General features: G+C 65.2%; 16 protein-coding genes. 6 read left to right on the top strand and 10 right to left on the bottom strand.

What is annotated here, in order from left to right; all coding sequences use genetic code 11:
- The first annotated feature begins 220 nt into the window (after positions 1 to 220).
- Positions 221 to 1,099 (top strand): pirin family protein, encoded by an 879-nt coding sequence (locus tag PG883_RS16235; protein WP_210600960.1) that lies wholly within the window; start codon positions 221 to 223, stop codon positions 1,097 to 1,099.
- Between the two features lie 59 nt (positions 1,100 to 1,158).
- On the opposite strand, the gene PG883_RS16230 is transcribed toward PG883_RS16235, so the two are convergent.
- The 4 genes from PG883_RS16230 to PG883_RS16215 all read right to left on the bottom strand — a co-directional run bounded on the left by PG883_RS16230 (position 1,159) and on the right by PG883_RS16215 (position 5,454).
- A complete protein-coding gene (locus PG883_RS16230; protein WP_270807397.1) occupies positions 1,159 to 2,019 on the bottom strand; it encodes a PA4780 family RIO1-like protein kinase in 861 nt (286 codons plus the stop codon).
- A gap of 94 nt (positions 2,020 to 2,113) precedes the next feature.
- Positions 2,114 to 3,109: an LpxL/LpxP family acyltransferase gene (locus PG883_RS16225; protein ID WP_210600962.1), complete on the bottom strand. Its 996-nt coding sequence runs from the start codon at positions 3,107 to 3,109 to the stop codon at positions 2,114 to 2,116.
- A 154-nt stretch (positions 3,110 to 3,263) separates the two neighbouring features.
- Complete coding sequence (locus tag PG883_RS16220; RefSeq protein ID WP_010674623.1) at positions 3,264 to 4,253, bottom strand: lipid A biosynthesis (KDO)2-(lauroyl)-lipid IVA acyltransferase; 990 nt, start codon at positions 4,251 to 4,253, stop codon at positions 3,264 to 3,266.
- A 220-nt stretch (positions 4,254 to 4,473) separates the two neighbouring features.
- Positions 4,474 to 5,454: a TDT family transporter gene (locus tag PG883_RS16215; protein WP_210600959.1), complete on the bottom strand. Its 981-nt coding sequence runs from the start codon at positions 5,452 to 5,454 to the stop codon at positions 4,474 to 4,476.
- 103 nt (positions 5,455 to 5,557) lie between these two features.
- On the opposite strand from PG883_RS16215, the gene PG883_RS16210 reads away from it, so the two are divergent.
- Positions 5,558 to 6,442, top strand: a complete 885-nt coding sequence (locus tag PG883_RS16210) for a LysR substrate-binding domain-containing protein (RefSeq protein WP_039039086.1) — start codon at positions 5,558 to 5,560, stop codon at positions 6,440 to 6,442.
- A gap of 85 nt (positions 6,443 to 6,527) precedes the next feature.
- Here PG883_RS16210 and PG883_RS16205 read toward each other — a convergent pair whose 3' ends face one another.
- From PG883_RS16205 to PG883_RS16195, 3 genes are all read right to left on the bottom strand, one after another.
- Entirely contained in the window at positions 6,528 to 7,505 is a 978-nt protein-coding gene (locus tag PG883_RS16205; RefSeq protein WP_210600958.1) for a Gfo/Idh/MocA family protein, read from the bottom strand.
- Positions 7,506 to 7,540: 35 nt separating this feature from the next.
- Positions 7,541 to 8,398, bottom strand: a complete 858-nt coding sequence (nfo, locus tag PG883_RS16200) for a deoxyribonuclease IV (RefSeq protein WP_210600957.1) — start codon at positions 8,396 to 8,398, stop codon at positions 7,541 to 7,543.
- 169 nt (positions 8,399 to 8,567) lie between these two features.
- Positions 8,568 to 10,604 (bottom strand): glycoside hydrolase family 3 protein, encoded by a 2,037-nt coding sequence (locus PG883_RS16195; RefSeq protein WP_270807396.1) that lies wholly within the window; start codon positions 10,602 to 10,604, stop codon positions 8,568 to 8,570.
- Positions 10,605 to 10,835: 231 nt separating this feature from the next.
- Between PG883_RS16195 and PG883_RS16190 the strand changes: the two genes are divergently transcribed.
- Entirely contained in the window at positions 10,836 to 11,846 is a 1,011-nt protein-coding gene (locus tag PG883_RS16190; protein WP_210600955.1) for a helix-turn-helix transcriptional regulator, read from the top strand.
- Here PG883_RS16190 and PG883_RS16185 read toward each other — a convergent pair.
- Positions 11,826 to 12,761, bottom strand: a complete 936-nt coding sequence (locus PG883_RS16185) for a LysR family transcriptional regulator (RefSeq protein ID WP_048207600.1) — start codon at positions 12,759 to 12,761, stop codon at positions 11,826 to 11,828. The genes PG883_RS16190 and PG883_RS16185 overlap by 21 nt on opposite strands.
- A 130-nt stretch (positions 12,762 to 12,891) precedes the next feature.
- Between PG883_RS16185 and PG883_RS16180 the strand changes: the two genes are divergently transcribed.
- Positions 12,892 to 13,650 (top strand): SDR family NAD(P)-dependent oxidoreductase, encoded by a 759-nt coding sequence (locus PG883_RS16180; protein ID WP_010674615.1) that lies wholly within the window; start codon positions 12,892 to 12,894, stop codon positions 13,648 to 13,650.
- A gap of 95 nt (positions 13,651 to 13,745) precedes the next feature.
- Here PG883_RS16180 and PG883_RS16175 read toward each other — a convergent pair whose 3' ends face one another.
- A complete protein-coding gene (locus tag PG883_RS16175; RefSeq protein WP_039039079.1) occupies positions 13,746 to 15,179 on the bottom strand; it encodes a glycoside hydrolase family 1 protein in 1,434 nt (477 codons plus the stop codon).
- 163 nt (positions 15,180 to 15,342) lie between these two features.
- Between PG883_RS16175 and PG883_RS16170 the strand changes: the two genes are divergently transcribed.
- Positions 15,343 to 16,260, top strand: coding sequence for a LysR family transcriptional regulator (locus PG883_RS16170; protein ID WP_210600954.1), 918 nt, complete (start codon positions 15,343 to 15,345; stop codon positions 16,258 to 16,260).
- Positions 16,261 to 16,361: 101 nt separating this feature from the next.
- Positions 16,362 to 17,936 carry a sensor domain-containing diguanylate cyclase gene (locus PG883_RS16165; RefSeq protein ID WP_210600953.1) on the top strand — a complete coding sequence of 525 codons (1,575 nt, stop codon included), beginning with the start codon at positions 16,362 to 16,364 and terminating at the stop codon, positions 17,934 to 17,936.
- Between the two features lie 44 nt (positions 17,937 to 17,980).
- Here PG883_RS16165 and PG883_RS16160 read toward each other — a convergent pair.
- The coding region (locus PG883_RS16160) for a transposase (RefSeq protein ID WP_167576793.1) at positions 17,981 to 18,079 on the bottom strand (99 nt) is incomplete at its 5' end.

Genomic DNA, 18,079 nt, shown 5'->3' with positions numbered 1-18,079 from the left:
AGTGGAATGGGACTATTGTACGTTCATACAGTACCCGGCTGCAATTGCCGGGCTGGGCCCTCAGGGCAGGCGCTGTGCCCCCTCTTTGCCATCCGGCGCCGGATTGGGGCATAGTAACCTCGGCATCACTCACCGGCACCGGGCGAGACGGCATGTCCAACTCCCGGCAGACGCTGCGGCCTGCGCGCGCGCCAACCTTTTCCTCGACAAGGAGCACCCCATGACACAACAGTGGCAACGCATTGCCTCCCGCCTCACCGATGTGGGCGGCATCCCGGTGGCTCGCGCCATCCCGGTCAAGGAGCGGCGCACCATCGGGCCCTGGTGTTTTCTCGATCATATCGGCCCGACCCGCTTTGCCCCCGGCGCCCCCGGCATGGATGTGGGGCCCCACCCCCACATCGCCCTGCAGACCTTCACATGGATGCTGGAGGGGGAGATCCTCCACCGGGACAGCCTGGGCAGCAAGCAGGTAATCCGTCCGGGCCAGGTGAACCTGATGACCGCAGGACGGGGCATCGCCCACACCGAGGAGTCGGTCCCAAACCAGCCCGATCTGCACGCCGCCCAGCTCTGGATAGCCCTGCCAGAGGCGGATCAGCATACCCCGCCCCGCTTCGATCACTACCCGACGCTCCCCCGCTGGCAGCAAGGGGAGATCACCCTCACTCTGCTCATCGGCGAGCACGGCAGCCAGCGCGCCCCCACCCTGCACTTCTCCCCCATTCTGGGGCTGGATCTGCACGCCCCCGAGGGAGGCGAGATCACCCTCCCCCTGGACCTCGCCTTCGAGCACGGCCTCTTTCCCCTCGCGGGGGAGACCATCATCGCAGGGGAGGCCCTGGCCCCGGAGCAGTTGCTCTACCTGCCCCCCGGCAACCGGGAGGTGGCGCTGACCCTGCGCCCGGGTGCCCGGCTGCTGCTCATTGGCGGCGAACCCCTGCCCAGACCGCTGCAGATCTGGTGGAACTTCGTGAGCGTCGACAAGGAGGCCATTCGCACCGCCACCGCCGACTGGGAGAGCGGTCATCCGCGCTTTGGCGAGGTGACGGGTTACCAGGGGCCCCGTCTCAAGGCGCCCCCCCTGACCGGGCTCTGAGCCAGGGTCCAAAACAAAAGAGCGCCCATGGCGCTCTTGTTGATTGGAATGAAGGCCCGTCAGGACTCCTCTTCCTGCTCCGCCTGCAACCTGGCCCGGCGGGCCATGGCCTCCTCCTGGGCACTTTCTATCTCGTGCAGCACGCCATCCAGATCGATGGCCTCCCGGCTCTCTTCGAACAGGCCGGTGAGCTCGGTCTCGGGGCCCAGCTTGCCATCCTCGAACAAGGACCACATCTCCCGGGCATACCGGGTCTTGAGCAGTTCGGGGGCATACATGCCGTAGTAGTTGCGCATGTTGTCGACATCCCGCTCCAGCATGGCCCTGGCCTGGTTGTTGGCGGCGGCATCCACCACCTGGGGCAGGTCGATGATGACGGGCCCCTCTTCGTCCACCAGCACGTTGAACTCCGAGAGATCCCCGTGAATGAGACCGGCGCAGAGCATGCGCACCACGTAGCGGATCACCTTGCCATGATCCACCAGAGCCTGCTCACGGGTCAGGGCCACATCGTTGAGACGGGGAGCGACGTTGCCGTCGGCGTCGGTGATGAGCTCCATCAGCAGCACGCCATCGAGGCAGACATAGGGCCTGGGAACCCGCACCCCGGCCGCCGCCAGCTTGAACAGGGCATCCACCTCGGTGCTCTGCCACACCTCTTCGTGCTGCTTGCGACCGTACTTGGAGCCCTTCTCCATGGCGCGGGCATCGCGGCTGCTGCGTACCCGCCGCCCTTCCTGATAGACCACGGCCTGCTTGAAGCTGCGCTTTGACGCCTCTTTGTAGACCTTGGCGCAGCGGATCTCGTCGCCGCAGCGCACCACATAGACGTCGGCCTCTTTGCCGCTCATCAGCCGGCTGATGACATCGTCCACCAGGCCGTCATCAACCAGAGGTTGGATTCGATTTGGAATTTTCATGACCGCCCTTTTACCCTATTTGCACCTTGTTTGCACCTGTTTGCTGGTGGCCTGCCACCCCTGTCAGAAACGGCCCGCAAGGGGGCCGTGTCGATCAAGGTTCCGGTGGCAGCCCCTGGCGGATGCGGCGGATCCCCGCCTCGTAGAGACCGTCTTCGCCCTGATCGTGCTCCTGGGTTTCGAAGATCTTGAGAAACCACATGTACTGCTCGGGGAAGCGGCCAAGCTGCTGCTCCACCATGCGGTTCATCTGGTTGACGTCCGCTACCAGATCCGCGGTGGGATAAGGGTCGAACGGCGCCTCGATCTCCAGCCGGTAGCCCCCCTCGTCCTCGTCGTAGCAGGCCAGAATGGGCACGGCGCGGGCACCGGTCAGCTTCACCAGTTTGGGCAGGGCCGGCAGGGTCGCCTTGGGGTGGTTGAAGAAGGGCACGAAGAGGCTCGCCTCCCGGCCGTGATCCTGATCCGGCAGATAGAAAAAGCTGTCGCCGCTGCGCAGGGCCTTGATGGCGGGCTTGATGCCGACGCTGCGCTCGTAGATACGCCCACCCTTGCTGCGCTCGCGGTTGATGTACCAGTCGAACACCGCATCCTTGGGGCTTTTCATCATGGTGCACATCTTGATCCCCTGGAGGGGGAAGTAGCGGCCAATCATGTCCACCGCCCAGGTGTGGGGCACCACGAAGATCATGGGGCGACCGGCTGCCCGCTCCGCCTCCACGTGCTCCCAGCCGCTCACCTTGACGCGCCCCTTGAGGAAGTCGGGGCTGCGCCAGGTCAGCTCGCCAAAGCCCAGGAAGGTCTTGAGCCCCACCCGGATGGATTTCAGCAGCAGGGCCTGACGGCCCGCCTCGTCGAGATGGGGGAAGCAGATCTTGAGGTTGGTGTCGGCGATGTAGGCCTGCTTCCTGGAGACGCGCAGCAGCAGGGGGGCCAGGTAGTCGGCCAGCTTGTCCCGTGCCCTTGCCGGCACCCAGGCCAGCAGGGAGAGCAGAGCGACGGCCAGCCAGCTGCCCCACAGACGGGGGTGCAGCAGGCGCGGATGAAAAGAGGTGTCAAACACCGGATCTTGTGCGGACATGGTCGCCATCGAATCATCAAAACAGAGCGTCATTTTAGTGATCCTGACAACTTTTTCTACCCTGCCCTGCACAGCGCCCCCGCGCCAAGTCACTGATCAGACAAGTTAGAAATAAAAAGTGGCCCGCTTGGGGCCACATTTTTGCACCGGGTGAGCGCAAGGCTCAGGGGTGAGGAGCAAGGCCCCGGCGGATGCGCCGGATCCCCTCTTCGTAGAGGCCATCCGGCCCCACCTGATCCTCACGGGTGTCGAAGATCTTGAGGAACCACATGTACTGGCCCGGGTGGCGGCAGAGCTGGCGCTCCACGCTGTCGTTCATGCGGCAGGTATCCGCCATCAGATCCCCGCTCGGGTAGTCGGCGTAGGGAGCCTCGACCTCCAACCGGTAGCCGTGCGCCTGCTCGTCATAGCAGGCCAGCACCGGCAGGGCCCGGGCGCCGGTCAGCTTCACCAGCCGTGGCAGGGCCGGCAACGTCGCCTTGGGGTGGTTGAAGAAGGGGGCGAACAGGCTTGCCTCCCGGCCGTGATCCTGATCCGGCAGATAGAAGAAGCTCAGACCGGATTTCACCGCCTTGATCACCGGCTTGATGCCGGCGCTGCGCTCATAGACGCGGCAGCCGTGCCGGGCCCGCGCGCCGTTGATGTGCCAGTCGAACACCGGGTTGCGGGCGCTCTTCATCATGGTGCACATGGGCAGGCCCCGCTGGGCGAAGTAGTAGCCCGCCGCATCGATGGGCCAGCTGTGGGGCACCACCAGGATCACCGGTCGGCCAGCGGCCTGCTCCGCCTCGATATGTTCCCAGCCGCTGACCTGGATCCGCCCCATCACGTGGGCGGGGCTGCGCCAGGTGAACTCGCCAAAGCCCAGCAGGCTCTTGAGGCCGACCCGGATGGAGGTCATCAGGATGGCCTCCCGCTCGGCCTCGCTCTTCTCCTTGAAGCAGATGGCGAGGTTGGTCCTGGCGATGTAGATCTGCTTCTTCGAGATGGCGCATACCAGGGGCGTCAGAGCATCGGCCAGGCGATCCCGCCAGCGCGGGGGCACGAAGGCGAGCACACCGATGGCGCCGAGGGCGAGCCAGCTCAACCAGTAACGGGGGTGCAGCAGACGAGGCTGGAATCGGGCGTCAAACACGGGATCAGATGAGGACATGGGGCACGACAAAACAGTGGGAAGATAAAGTGGCGCGCATCGTGACAGGTATTACCAGTTAACGCCAACTGAATGTCGCCTGTATGGGCAACTATTTAAGCCACTTCACGGATTGACAAAATTAATCTGCTTCATTTGATTCCCCTCTGTGTCACTGCATCACGAACGGCAGACCCCGCATGGGCGGGGTCGATGACGAGGGGGGATGAAAACCTTGTGCCTAGCGGCGTGCGGGCTGCCCCGGCAGGTCATCCTGCACGACCGGCAGGAAGAACATCAGGTAACGCAGGGCCACGTAACCCACCACCAGGGTGGCCACCCCCAGCTCCAGATAGGCCAGCTGATGGAGCTGCTCGGCATAACGGGCCGTCTGTGGCCACTGCGACAGCAGGTGACTCACCTTGAACAGGGCGGTGGCCCCGATCACCAGGGGGAAGGTGAAAGCGGCGTAACCCGGCGAGAACGGCAGGCGCAGCAGCTTGATGAAGGCCAGGTAGATGATGCCGGTCATCAGCACGGCGATCCCGAGCAGCACCGCCACCAGCAGCAGGGAGGGGTCCTGGCTCACGGTGAGGTAGCCGGCCAGCGACAGGCTCGCCGGGGCGGCCAGGATGGCGATGGTGGGCTTGGCGGCATCCGGCACCTCGTGGCTGAAGATGAGGCGATAGAGCATCAGCGGCAGCATCAGGCCATAGCAGGCCATGCCGAACCAGAGCAGGCCGGTGGCCAGGGATGCGAAGGGACCGCCCGGGTAGGCCACGTCAGCCACGATGATCCCCACCGGCGGCACGAACCAGCTCGGCACCATGTGATGGATTTCAAACGCTTTGGCCCTGTGCCAGACGAAGGTCGCGAGGAAGACGAGGTGGATGATGACCGCAAACAGCCAGAGCCCCTGCCCCAGGGTCGGGGCGAGCAGGCCGACCGCCTTGGAGACCACCATGGTCCCCATGGCGTAGGTAGGCATCACGCTGCCCACCACGGGATGGGCGAGATCCTGCCACAGCAGGCGCGGGTGGATCAGAAACTTGAAGGTCAGGACGAGGAGCAGCACGGCGGCGATGGCGGCCCCCAGCAGTTGCAGACGGCCATCGAACTGACCGGCATTTTCCCAGCACCAGCCGAGGCTGGCGATCCCCAGAGCCAGACCGGCCATGGGGGTCGGGGCGGCGGCCAGGGAGCGGCGGGTTCTTGCGATCATGGCGAATACCCTCTTGATGATGACGATGGGCATAGGATAAAGGGGGTCTATCGTTTACGATATCTAAATGAATTGAACTTAGCGTTTAGGAAAATCAAACGATATGAAGCTCACCCTGCAACAACTCAAGGTGTTTGCCACCATCGCCCGCCACGGTAACCTGGGGGGCGCGGCCAATGAACTCTGCCTGAGCAAGGGGGCCGTCTCCCAGTCGCTGCAGGAGCTGGAGCGCCAGCTCGCCACGCCCCTGTTCGACCGGGTGCACCCGAGGCTTCAGCTCAACAGCGAGGGGCGCCTGCTGCAACCGGCCGCCGAGGAGCTGCTGACCCGGATGCAGGAGATAGAGCAGCTCTTCAGCCCCGATGCCGAGCCGAGCGGCCAGCTGCACCTCGGGGCCAGCCAGACCATCGGCAACTACCTGCTGCCCGCCCTGCTGGCGGAGGGGGCCCAGGAGCTGGGGGCCGCCCCCAGGGTCACCATCGCCAACACCCACCTCCTGTGCCATGCCCTCGCCCACTTCGAACTGGATCTCGCCCTCATCGAGGGGGAGAACCACCACCCGGACCTGGTGAGCGAACCCTGGCTGGAGGACGAGATGCTCATCATCGCCGCCCCCGGTCACCCCCTGGCGGATCAGCTCGAGCTGCCCCTGCGCCGGCTTGCCGGGGAAACCTGGGTGCTGCGCGAGGCGCAATCCGGCAGCCGCGAGCAGTTCGAGCAGCAGCTCCAGCCCCACCTGCCCCGCTGGCAGGCGGGGATAGAGCTCAATACCCTGGAGGCGGTGATGCTGGCGGTGGAGAAGGGGCTCGGCATCTCCTTCATCTCCCGCCTCGCGGTGGCGGACCGACTGGCACAGGGGCGCCTGGTGGCCCTCACCCCGAGTCGCCGCTTCCCACGCCAGCTCTCCCTCGTCTGGCACAAGCAGAAGTTCCACTCCGCCGCCCTGCGCCGCTTCCTGGCCTTCTGCCGCGCCCAGACCCTGGCGTGAGAACCCCTTCGGATGCAACAAGGGCGCCATTGGCGCCCTTGTCGTTCAGCCGATGCTCCCCCCGGCCCTCAGCCCTTCCCCGGCCTCAGCTTGCGAGTCCCCCTTCAATCCAGCCGAGCACCTGCCGGGTCACGGCCTGGGGCACCCAGGGGGAGTCCAGCAGCCGGTGGCGCAGGCAATCGGCGAAGTGATCCGCCTCGTGCTGCATGCCGCCCCCCTCCACCGGCAGGTAGATGTCCGCCGGCCAGATGACGGGGGCAGGCCCCCCTTGCCAGCGAATGTGCTGGGGATTCCACCACTTGCCCTCGATGACCAGGCGCCAGCCCTCCCCGGACAAGGACGCTTCCCGCTCGAGATCCTCGATGATGGAGGCCTCGAGCTCGGCCCGAAACGGCTCATCGAACGTGAAGCTGGCGGTAAGATCCACCTCCCCCGGAGCCCGCGTCAGCGTCACCTCGGGGGCGGGGCAGCCCAGCCCCAGCCGATGGCAGAGGGCGGCATGGAGCCAGAGGGGATAGACCCCCACGTCCCAGGCGGCGCCGCCATCCAGCGCCGGATCGAACAGCTTGCCCACCTTCGGCTGGGCCGAACCGAACGCCGCCCGCAGCTCGCGCGGCGGCGGCAGCAGGGGCAGGCGCTGCAACAGGGCGCGCATGGTGGGGAAGCACATTACCTTCATGGCCTCGAGCAGCAGCAGGCCCCGTGCGTGGGCGAGCGCCACCAGGGCGTCCCAATCCGCTACCCGGGTCACCGCCGGTTTCTCCACCAGTACGTGCTTGCCCGCCAGCAACATCTGCCTCACCAGGCCCGCGTGCTCCGGGTGGATGACCGCCACATAGACGGCCTCCACCTCGGGGCTGGCGGCCAGGGCCTCATAGCTGCCATAGGCGTGGGGCAGCCCCAGATCCCGGGCGAACTCGTCCGCCCGTCCCTGGTCCCGGGCGGCGATGGCCACCACCTCGGCTCCCCTGGCGTGCCCGTTCACATCGCGGCAAAAACGCCGGGCGATGGCCCCCGCCCCGGCAATGCCAAAGCGCAGGGGCGCCCTTGTCTCGTCGTGCATCGTCTCTCCTTGCTACCCAATGGTGGACCCCGGCATCACGCCGGGCGCGGGCTCCCGGCCAGGCTGCGCAGCCAGCTTATCTCCTCGCCCCAGATGGACTCGTCGATGGTCTCGAGGATAAGCGGGATGCCGTCAAAACGGTCGTCGTTCATGATGTGGTGGAACACCGCCTCGCCGAGGTTGCCCTCCCGCAGGCTGTGGTGACGGTCGACCCGACTACCGAAGGTACACTTGGCGCCGTTGATATGCATCCCCTTGAGGTACTCGAACCCCACGATGCGGTCGAAGTCGACAAACACCGCCTCGCACCCCTCGGGGGTACGCAGATCGTAACCGGCGGCGAAGGCGTGGCAGGTGTCAAAGCAGACGCCGACCCGACTCTTGTCCTCTACCCCGTCGATGAGGGTGGCCAGATGCTCGAACGACCAGCCGAGGTTGGTACCCTGGCCGGCGGTATTCTCGATCACCGCCGTCACCCCTTCGCTGCGCTCCAGCGCCCAGTTGATGGACTCGCTCACGAGCTTGAGGCTCACCGCTTCGGGGATCTGCTTGAGGTGGCTGCCCGGGTGGAAGTTCAGGTAGCACAGCCCCAACTGCTCGCAGCGCTTCATCTCGTCCAGAAACGCATCCCGGGACTTGGCGAGGGCGTCGGGGTCGGGATGACCCAGGTTGATGAGGTAGCTGTCGTGGGGCAGGATCTGCTCGGGGCGAAAGCCCTCCTTCTCGCAGGCGGCCTTGAAGGCGCGAATGCTGGCCTCGGAGAGGGGCGCCGCCTGCCATTGGCGCTGATTCTTGGTAAACAGGGCGAAGGCGTTGGCCCCGATGGCTTTGGCCCGGGCGATGGTGTTTTCCACCCCGCCCGCCGCACTGACGTGGGCTCCGATAAATTTCATCTCATCTCCTGTGCACTGTGACCGGGTGCCTGCCGCGCTGGCCACCGCACCCGTTGCCGGGGCGCCATTATGCCCAAGCCAACCCCTTGCGCCAAACCGGGATTGTCGATGGGGGCAATGGAAAAGGCGCCCGAAGGCGCCTTGATGAGAGACAGAACATCCCTGTCCGTCAATAGGCCAGACCGGCCCCGTAGGGATAGAGCGGGCTTTGTGAGTCCTTGGCCACGTCCGGGGACTGGGCCAGCACCGCCTGCCAGCTCGAGGGCAGCTCGAAGGGGAGCTTGCCGCGTGCCTTCTGGGTGCCGCTCATGACATCGAACAGGGCCTGATCCAGGGCGCCGAAGTTGACGAGCAGCACCCGGGCCGACGGGGCCACCTCGGTCAGGATGGCGGGCCTGTCCAGATAGACGGAGAGCACCAGGGGCACCCCGGCCTGCTCGATGGCCTGGATGGCGGCATAGTCATCCGCGCCGCGGTAGACCCCTTCATGGGCCGTCTCCTGCACCACCTGATCATTGCTGGCAAAACCGAGCTGACCGAAGTGGATGCTGCCAAACGGGAAGCGGGGATCCTGCTCGCCCGGGGCGTTGACTCGCACGATGGCAAGCTCCGCGTCGGTCAGGTTCGTCACCACCGTATAGCCGTTGGCCCTGGCCACCTCGGCGTTGACATTGTGCAGATAGACCCGCTTGCCGTCCGCCTTCAGCGGCAGCAGGGCCCCCTCGTTCTTCAGCAACACGTGAGACGCGGCCTGGGCGGCCTGGGCTTCCTGCTGGAACTCGGTCTTGCCCACCAGGGCCACCGCGGCCTCGGCATCCACATAGGGATTCTCGAAGAGCCCGAGGGCAAACTTCTGGGCCAGGATCCGCTCGGCCGAAGTGGTGATGGCCGCCTCGGTCACCAGACCGCTCTGCACCGCCGCCAGCAGGGGCGCCGGATCTTCCACGCCACCGAACTGATCCACCCCGGCGTCGATGGCCTTGGCATAACGCTCGGCCTTGGTGAGCTTCTCCACGCCCCAGGACATGCCAAAGGGCACGGTCCAGGGGCTCACCCCGGCATTGACTTCATCCTGGGTCAACCCCTGCTCGCAGCGGCTGTCACAGTCATTGACGATGCCCCAGTCGCTCAGCACCACGCCGTCAAACTTGAAGTGGCCCCGCAACAGATCCGTGATGATCTGGCGGTTGAAGCCAAACCCCACCTCCTCGACGGGCTGCCCATCCTGGGTCAGGCCCAGGGGCATGGCGTAGTAGGGCATCACGGCGGCCACCCTGGCCTCGAAGGCGCCCTCGAAGGGCACCAGGTGGTAGGCAAACTGGCCGCCGGGGTAGATCTGCTCCTTGCCCCAGGGGTTGTGGGCATCCAGCCCGTCCTTCTGGGGACCGGCCCCGGCGAAGTGCTTGACCACGGTGACCACGCTCTCCTTGCCTATCCCCTCGCTCCCCTGCTGGAAGCCCTCGATGTAGGCCTTGACCAGGGACTTGGCGAGCAGGTTGTCTTCCCCGAAGGTACCGTTGATGCGGCCCCAGCGCGGCTCGGTCGCGAGATCCGCCTGGGGCGAGAGGGCCTCGTGGATGCCGACGGCCCGGTACTCCTGACGGGCGATGTCGCCAAAGCGCTGTACCAGGGCGGCATCACCGATGGCGGCCAGCCCCAGGGTCTCCGGCCACTGGGATAAGGCCCCGGCACCGATGCTGGTGGCGTTCGGATCATGGGTGAAGTGGTTGCGCGGATCCGTGCTCACCGTCATGGGGATGCCGAATCCCACCCCTTCCAGCAGGGCCTGCAGGGTGTTGTTGTCTGCGGCGATGGCCGCCGGATCACCGGCCATGCGGGTGATGAAGGTGTTGACCCCGTCCTCGCGCAGCATCTTGTCCATGGCCACGAGGTTCACCCGCCCCGCCCCGTCCAGCACCAGGGTGCCGTGCATCATCAGCCCTGCCTTCTGGGCCAGGGTGAGCCTGCCCACCAGATCCCGGGCTCGCTCGGCGGCGCCGAGGCGCCAGTCCTCGTAGGGGGTCAGGGTGCCGCTGCCATCGAGATCCTTGAATTGCAGGCCGTCCTGCTCGATGAGGGTGACGGTGCGATGGCCCAGGACGGGCTGTTCCGGTTTGGGAGTGGAGTCGTTGTCGTTGCACCCTGCCAGCAGCAGGGCCCCTATGGCGAGGGCGACACGGGTTCGGGAGAGCGAGTGGTGTTTCATTATTGTTATCTTCCTTGTGTGTGTAGGAGTGACCACTCTATGCAAATGCGGCCCCCCTCACTTGCCCGTCGGGTGCAGGAAGTTGCCGGTTGGGAGCAGGGGTGGAAAGTGTGAAAAGGGTTGCAGGGTTACCCTTGGTTACAAATCCGAAACATAAAAGCGGCGCTGGCTCACGGCAATCCAGCGCCGCTGACGGATGATGGAAGGCCACCGCCGACAAGGATTTTTGCCGTGAAAACCGTCTCCAACCGGATTGCCCTGCACTGCCTCACCCACTGGCAGAGACAGGGACGAGATCCGGCCCAGCTCCTGCAAGGTGCCGGGATTGCCAGAGAAGAGCTGCTGCTCCCCCAGGGGCGGATCGACGCCCAGCGCCACTTCCGGCTGCTAGCCCGGGCCGCCCCCCATATGAACTGTGACCACTGGGGGGCGCCCCCCACGCTCACCGGCCTGTTCGCCGACTTTCTGCCGCTCGCAAGCCTGTGCTGCAACGCCGCCACCCTGCGCCAGGCGCTGCACTTCTTCCTCTCCTTTCGCCCCCTCATCGGCGAGAGCGACCGGATAGTGCTGCGGGAGGAAGATGGTCAGGCGAGGCTGAGTTACCACTCGGAATCCGATCACCCGGACGTCATCGCCATGAGCAGCCTGGCGAATCTGGGCAATCTCTATGCCCTGCTCCAGTTCTATCACCCGGGGCAGGGCCAACTGGTGCTGCCCGCCCTCGTCAGGCCTGCGCTCTGGCGCGACCTGGCGACCTGGCTGGGCGCCCGCCTGCTGCGGGGCCAGGGGTTCGAGCTGCGCTTCCCCTCGGCCCTGCTCGATCTCGCCCATGGGGGCTGCAACCTCCCCCTGCAGCCCCTGCTGCTGGGGGAGATAAACCGGCAGATGGCCCTGCTGCGCCCGCGCACCCGCTACCGGGATCGCGTGCTCGATCTCATCCGTCAAACGCTCTGGCAGGAAGGCCTGGACGAGCGAGCGCCTCTCGCTGTGGTCTGCGACAGCCTCGGGCTGACCCGCTGGACCCTCAACCGCCATCTGCGGGAGGAAGGGTGCCACTTCTCGGGCCTGCTGGAGCGGGTACGCCGGGAGGAGGCCTGCCGCCTGTTGCAGGATCCCGCCCTCCCCCTGCAGACAGTGGGGGAGCGCCTGGGTTTTGCCCGCCAGAGCAGCTTTACCCGCTTCTTTCGCGAGGCGTTTGCCCTCTCGCCCCGCGAGTTTCGCTCAAGGCGCAGCCGCCTCTGAGGCGCCCCCGAGATGGGCGGCGAGCAACCCCGCCAGCCAGTGGATGAAGAGCTGGACCCTGGGGGCCAGTTGGCGGCGATGGGCATAGAGGGCGTGGATGGGGAGCGGTGGCGGCTGCCACTGGGGCAGGATGCTCACCAGCTCGCCCCCCGCGAGCAGGGATTCGACCCCCACCCGCGGCATCTGGATGATGCCAAGCCCCGCCAGCGCCGCCGCCAGGTAGGTCTCGCTGTCATTGACCATGAGGGCCCCCGCCATGGGCAGCAGGGCGCGGCGGCCATCTTCCGCCAGGTATTCAAAGCCGGGTTCGCTGCGCCCCTGCCCGGCACCAAACCCGGGACCATAGTGCACCAGCCGGTGGCCCGCCAGATCCCCAAGGGTACGGGGCACCCCGTGGCGAGCCAGGTAGCCAGCGCTGGCACAGTTGATCTGGCGATAGTGACCAAGGGGCCTGGCCACCAGGCTGGAGGGCTCAAGCGCCCCGACCCGCACCACGCAGTCAAACCCCTCGCGCACCAGATCCACCCGCCTGTCCGTGCTGCTCAGCATCAGTTGCAGGGCGGGATGCTGCGCCAAAAAATCTGGCAGGGCCGGGATCACCAGATGGCGGGCCATCCGGCTTGGCATGTCGACCCGCAGTTGTCCCGAGATCTGCCCCCCCTGGCGAAACAGGCCGTCAAACTCCTCCATGTCCGCCAAAAGCTCCCGACATCTGGCATAGCAGAGCTGGCCGTCCGTGGTGAGCTGCACCCGCCGCGTGGTACGCAGCAGGAGCCGGGTCCCCATGCGCTCCTCCAGCCGGCGGATGGCGGCAGAGAGGGTCGCCTTGGGGATGCCCGTCTGCTCGGCGCAGCGGGTAAAACTCTCCAGCTCGGCAACCCGCACGAAGGCTCTCATCGCATCCAGTTGATCCATGGTCTGATTGTCTCGATAAACGGAACAGTGATTCTATTATCACGCTATTTATCCAGTTTAAAAGGAACAATACAGTGATCCGGTCGGCTCGTATCGAGCCTGTGTCCGCCACCCTGACAGGAGTCATACCATGACCAGACCCATCGCCCTCATCACCGGAGCCAGCCGCGGCCTTGGCAAGCACGGGGCCCTGGCCCTCGCCGCCAAAGGCGTCGACCTTATCATCACCTATCGCAGCCAGGCCGCAGAGGCGGAGGCTGTAGTGACCCAGGCCCGCGCCCTCGGCGTTCGGGCCCATGCCCTGGCTCTGGACGTGGGCGAGAGCGCCACCTTCGCGGCTTTTGCAGAGGAGGTGACGCAACTGCTCGCCCGGGAGTGGCAGCGCACCCATTTCAACTTCCTGGTCAACAACGCCGGGATCGGCATTCATGCCAGCTTCGAGCAGACCACGGAGCAGCAGTTCGACACCCTGCTCAACATCCACCTCAAGGGGACCTTCTTCCTGACCCAGGCGCTCCTGCCCCTCCTGGCAGACGGCGGTCGCATCCTCAACCTCTCCACCGGCCTCACCCGCTTCGCCATGCCGGGTTATGCCGCCTACGCCGCCATGAAGGGGGGCGTCGAGGTGCTCACCCAGTATCTGGCCAAGGAGCTGGGCCCCAGGGGCATCGCGGTCAACGTGCTGGCCCCCGGCGCCATCGAGACCGATTTTGGCGGCGGCGTGGTGCGCGACAACAAGGGAGTCAACGACTTTCTCGCGAGCCAGACCGCCCTTGGCCGGGTGGGTCAGCCCGACGACATCGGTGGCGCCATCGCCGCCCTGCTCTCCGATGACTGCCGCTGGATCACCGCCCAGCGCATCGAAGCCTCGGGCGGCATGTTTATCTAGGCGGTCATGGTTGCCTGCTGCACAAACAAGGAAGGCCCCCTCCGACGAGGGGGCCTTCCGGCATTGGGCAGACGAGGTGCGGCGCACCGGGCCCGTTACAGGGTCTTGCCACCGCTTGCAATGACCTGGCTGTACCAGTGGAAGCTCTCTTTCTTGATGCGACGAAGAGACCCTCCCTGCTCGTCCCTGTCCACGTAGACAAAGCCGTAGCGCTTCTGGTAGCCGTTGAGCCAGCTCAGGATGTCGGTGAAGGACCAGGCGCAGTAGCCCAGGAGCTCGACCCCGTCCTGCATCGCCTCCTGGCACGCCTTGAGGTGGCTGTGCAGATAGGCGATACGGTAGTCGTCGTTCACCTTGTCCCCGGCTTCCAGCTTGTCGAACTCCCCCAGGCCGTTCTCGGTGATCATCAGCGGCAGGGCGTAGCGGGAAGAGAGCCGACGCAGGGCGATGCGCATCCCGGTGGGATCGATGGCCCAGTCCCAGTTGCTGGTCTCAAGGTGCGGATTGGGGGCCGTCTTGTAAAGGCCGGGAATACCGCTGGAGGGCGTAGTGCCCTTCTTGCCCGTGGTGTTGATGCGCTGCATCGTCTGGCCGCCGAGGGGGTTGTCGGTGAAGGTCAGGGTGTAGTAGTAGTTGACCCCGATGTAGTCGGGGGTGCCTTCGCGCAAGAGCTCGAGATCGCCCGGCAGGATCTCCGGCGCCTCGCCGGTCTCCCGCAGATAGGCGAGCGCCGCCTGGGGGTAACGGCCGAAGCAGTAGGCATCCAGCCACCAGAGGTTGGTGAACTCCTCGGCATTCTCGAACGCCAGCATGTCGCTCGGGGCGCAGGAGGCCGGATAGGCGGGGGAGTACGCAAAGCTCGGCCCAATCAGGCCGTTTGGCACGTGCTGGCGAAACGCCTTGATGACACGGGCGTTGGCGAGAAACGCGATGTGGTTGGCGGCGAAGAAACGCTTCCTGTCCTGCACGGCGGGAGGATGGGTGCCCAGCTGGTAGGCGTTGGTCAGGTTGTAGTTCTGCTCGTTGAGCGACACCCAGTACTTCACCTTGCCGGCGAAGCGCTGATAGAGGGTCACGCAATAGCGCTCGAAGTCGTCGATGATGCGCCTGTCTTCCCAGCCGCCGTACTCATCCTGCAGGGCCTGGGGGAGATCCCAGTGATAGAGGGTCAGCACCGGCTCGATGCCATGGGCCAGCAGGGCGTCGATGAGCCTGTCATAGAAGGCGAGCCCCGCCTCGTTCACCTCGCCACGCCCCGTCGGGTAGATGCGCGGCCAGCTCACCGAGAAGCGATAGGCCTTGAGCCCCATCTCGGCCATCAGCGCCACGTCCTCTTCCACCCTGTGGTAGTGATCCACCGCCACGTCTCCGTTGCTCCCTTCAAAGGTCTTGCCCGGCAGCTTGGTGAAGCTGTCCCATACCGAGGGGCCCTTGCCCTCCTCGTTCCAGGCCCCTTCCACCTGATAGGCGGCGGAGGCGGCGCCCCAGAGGAAACCGTTCGGGAAGTCGTTGAACTTGTGATGATGCATCTGGTGTTGCTCCTTCTGCGCGGATGGCGGGGGCCATCCCGTGATACGTCGACCCCATACAGGGGCCCGAAATGAGTTGGCACCAGCATCCAACACTTCTAGAATTCCGTCCAATGACAAATATGGCCACCTATCATTCCTATCTGGAATCAAGCGAGGCACCATGGAGTTGAGAGACCTGAAAGCCTTCGTCACCCTGGGGGAGGTATTGCACTTTGGTCAGGCGGCGGCGCGCCAGCACGTCACCCAGTCTGCCCTGAGCAAGCAGATCCGCCGGCTGGAGGCGGACCTTGGCGGCGAGCTGTTCGAGCGCAACGCCGGCAGCACCCGGCTGACGGTGCTCGGGCGCGCCCTCTACGCCGACGCCTGCACCCTGGTGGCCCAGAGCGAGCAGCTCGCCCGCAGCGCCCGCGACGTGCTGGCGGGCCACGCGGGTACCCTGCGCATCGGCTTCGGGGTCGCCACCAAGCTGCTGGTGCCCGCCGCCATCGCCCGCTTTCGGGACAGCCGCCCCGGGGTCGCCATCGAGCTCAACGATCTCTCCACCCATCACCAGTTGCTGGCGCTGGCGGAGGGGCGGCTGGATCTCGGCTTCTGCCGCCTGCCCGCCCCCAAGGGCTGGCCGGTGCTGCCCGTGGTGCGCGCCCATTTCGTCGCCGTGCTGCCCGCAGGCTATCAGGGGGTGGCAGGGCTCGCCGATCTGCAGGAGAAGCCGCTCGCCATCCTGCGCCGGGACAAGGCCCCCTCTTTTTACGATCAGTTCATCCATTACCTCGCCCAGAGCGGCCTGCGCTTTCAGGACATCCAGTACGTCAACGACTTCGCCGCCGGCATCGCCACCGCGGCGGCCGGCATCGCCTGGACCCTGGTCCCCTCCTCCACCACCATTGAGCATCCCGATGTGCTGACCCTGCCCCTCGGGGAGGCCGACGCGAGCTGGATCATCGGGCTCATTCGCCCGCCGGGCAACGACAATCCCCTCGTCGCCCCCTTCTGGCAGACGGTGGCGGAGCTGGCGGATCCCGCCCTCACCGGCCTCATGACGACAGGGGACGGGGCTCCCACCTGGGACACCCCATGAAAGGGAATCATTCGAAAATCACATTAACGATGGCATTAGGCAGTCCGCCCCCCTTAAAATGCCCTCCTAACCCGACACCATGACAAGGATCCGTTTCGTTCATGCACTCTCACTGGCTGCTGAGGTTTGATCTGCATCGCCTCATCCTTGCGCTGGCCGTCATAGGTGTGCTGGCTACCTTTGGCAACAGCTTTTACGCCATCTATCAGGCACAACGGCAACTGCTCATCGACAACACGCTAGAGGCGAACCGGGTCTATGCCGCCAAGCTCGCCGCCTCCGCCGAGACCATGCTGCACTCAGCCCAGGAACAACTGGCTTACAGCGCTAGCCAACTTGCCCCCCTGCTGCAGACCGATGACATCGCAGGGCTCGAGGAGGAGGTAACCCAACTGCGTAGACGTACCAATACCTTCAACTCAGTGGTCGTGGTCAACACCGAGGCAACCATTGTTGCTGTCTCCCCCGAGACTCTGAATGTGAAAGGGGCCAAACTGACCTCGGCCCATGCGAGAAACACCCTGAAGAAGCAGAAGCCGATCATCTCGGATCCTTTTGTCTCCCTCTCCGGCAACTACCTCATCAGCCTCTCCCACCCCATCTTCTCGGCAGACAAGCGCTACCTCGGCTATGTCGCCGGCACCATCTATCTGGGGTCCGCCAGCGTGCTCTCCAGCCTGCTGGGGCAGCACTACTACCAGGATGGTTCTTATCTTTATGTGGTGGACCGCCAGCGCACCCTCATCTACCACCCGGATCCTGAACTTATTGGCCATAAAGTGGCGTCCAACCGGATAGTAGACGAGGTGTTACAGGGCAACGGGGGAGCACAAACCATGTACAACACCGATGGAAACGAGATGCTCTCGGGCTTCGCTCCGGTGGCGGACGCAGGCTGGGGGATAGTGGCCCAGCGCCCCAGCAGGGCCACTCTAGCGAGACTCGATCAACAGATGAGCGACATTCTCAAGGGGATGATCCCGGTCACCCTCTTCATTCTCTTCGTCATCTGGCTCTCGGCCACCATCATCGCCAGACCCCTGCGACAACTGGCCAACCGGGCCGGACTCATGGATCAGCAGGGGGCCGCCACCAGCATCTCGGGGATCCGCGCCTGGTATTTCGAAGCGGCCCAGTTGAAGCAGGCCATCCTCAAGGGGCTGGGGCTGCTCAACACCAAGATCGACAAGCTGCACACCGACAGCCACACCGACCCCATGACGGGCCTGTTCAACCGCCGGGCCATGCAGCAGATGCTGGACGAGTACGAGGCCGAACGTCAGCCCCTGACGGTGATTGCCCTGGACATCGATCACTTCAAGGCCATCAACGACCGCTTCGGTCACGACGTGGGGGATGCCGTCATCGTCTCCCTCGCCACCCTGATGCAGCAGGATCTGCGTTCCGATGCCGCCTTGTGTCGAAGCGGCGGCGAAGAGTTCCTGCTGCTGCTGCCCGGGGTCTCCCTTGCACAGGCGCAGAAGATCGCCGAGCGCCTGCGTACCCGGGTGGCGAGCCACGACATGGAGGTAGCAGGCCACATCACCATCTCCCTCGGCGTCGCCCACTGGGGGGCGGATGCCACCAGCATCGCCGCCGTGCTCAAGGAGGCGGACAAGGCGCTCTATGATGCCAAGAGCCAGGGCCGAAACTGCGTGGTGGTGGCCCTGGGCTGATCGGCCCAGGCTTTGCCGGACACCGTTCGGCCATAAAAAAAGGTTCATCGCGGCTTTCCGGGGAAGGCCGCCTTGATTTTCAGAAAAAAGTATTCTGAGTCCCTAAATCCATATGCCATGCGCTTTATCACTTTGATCTTGTT

Source organism: Aeromonas sp. QDB25, from assembly GCF_027707725.1.
GTDB classification, from domain to species: Bacteria; Pseudomonadota; Gammaproteobacteria; order Enterobacterales; family Aeromonadaceae; genus Aeromonas; species Aeromonas caviae.
Note: the sequence above shows the minus strand (reverse complement) of the source record. Positions and strands in the feature narration are given on the sequence as shown.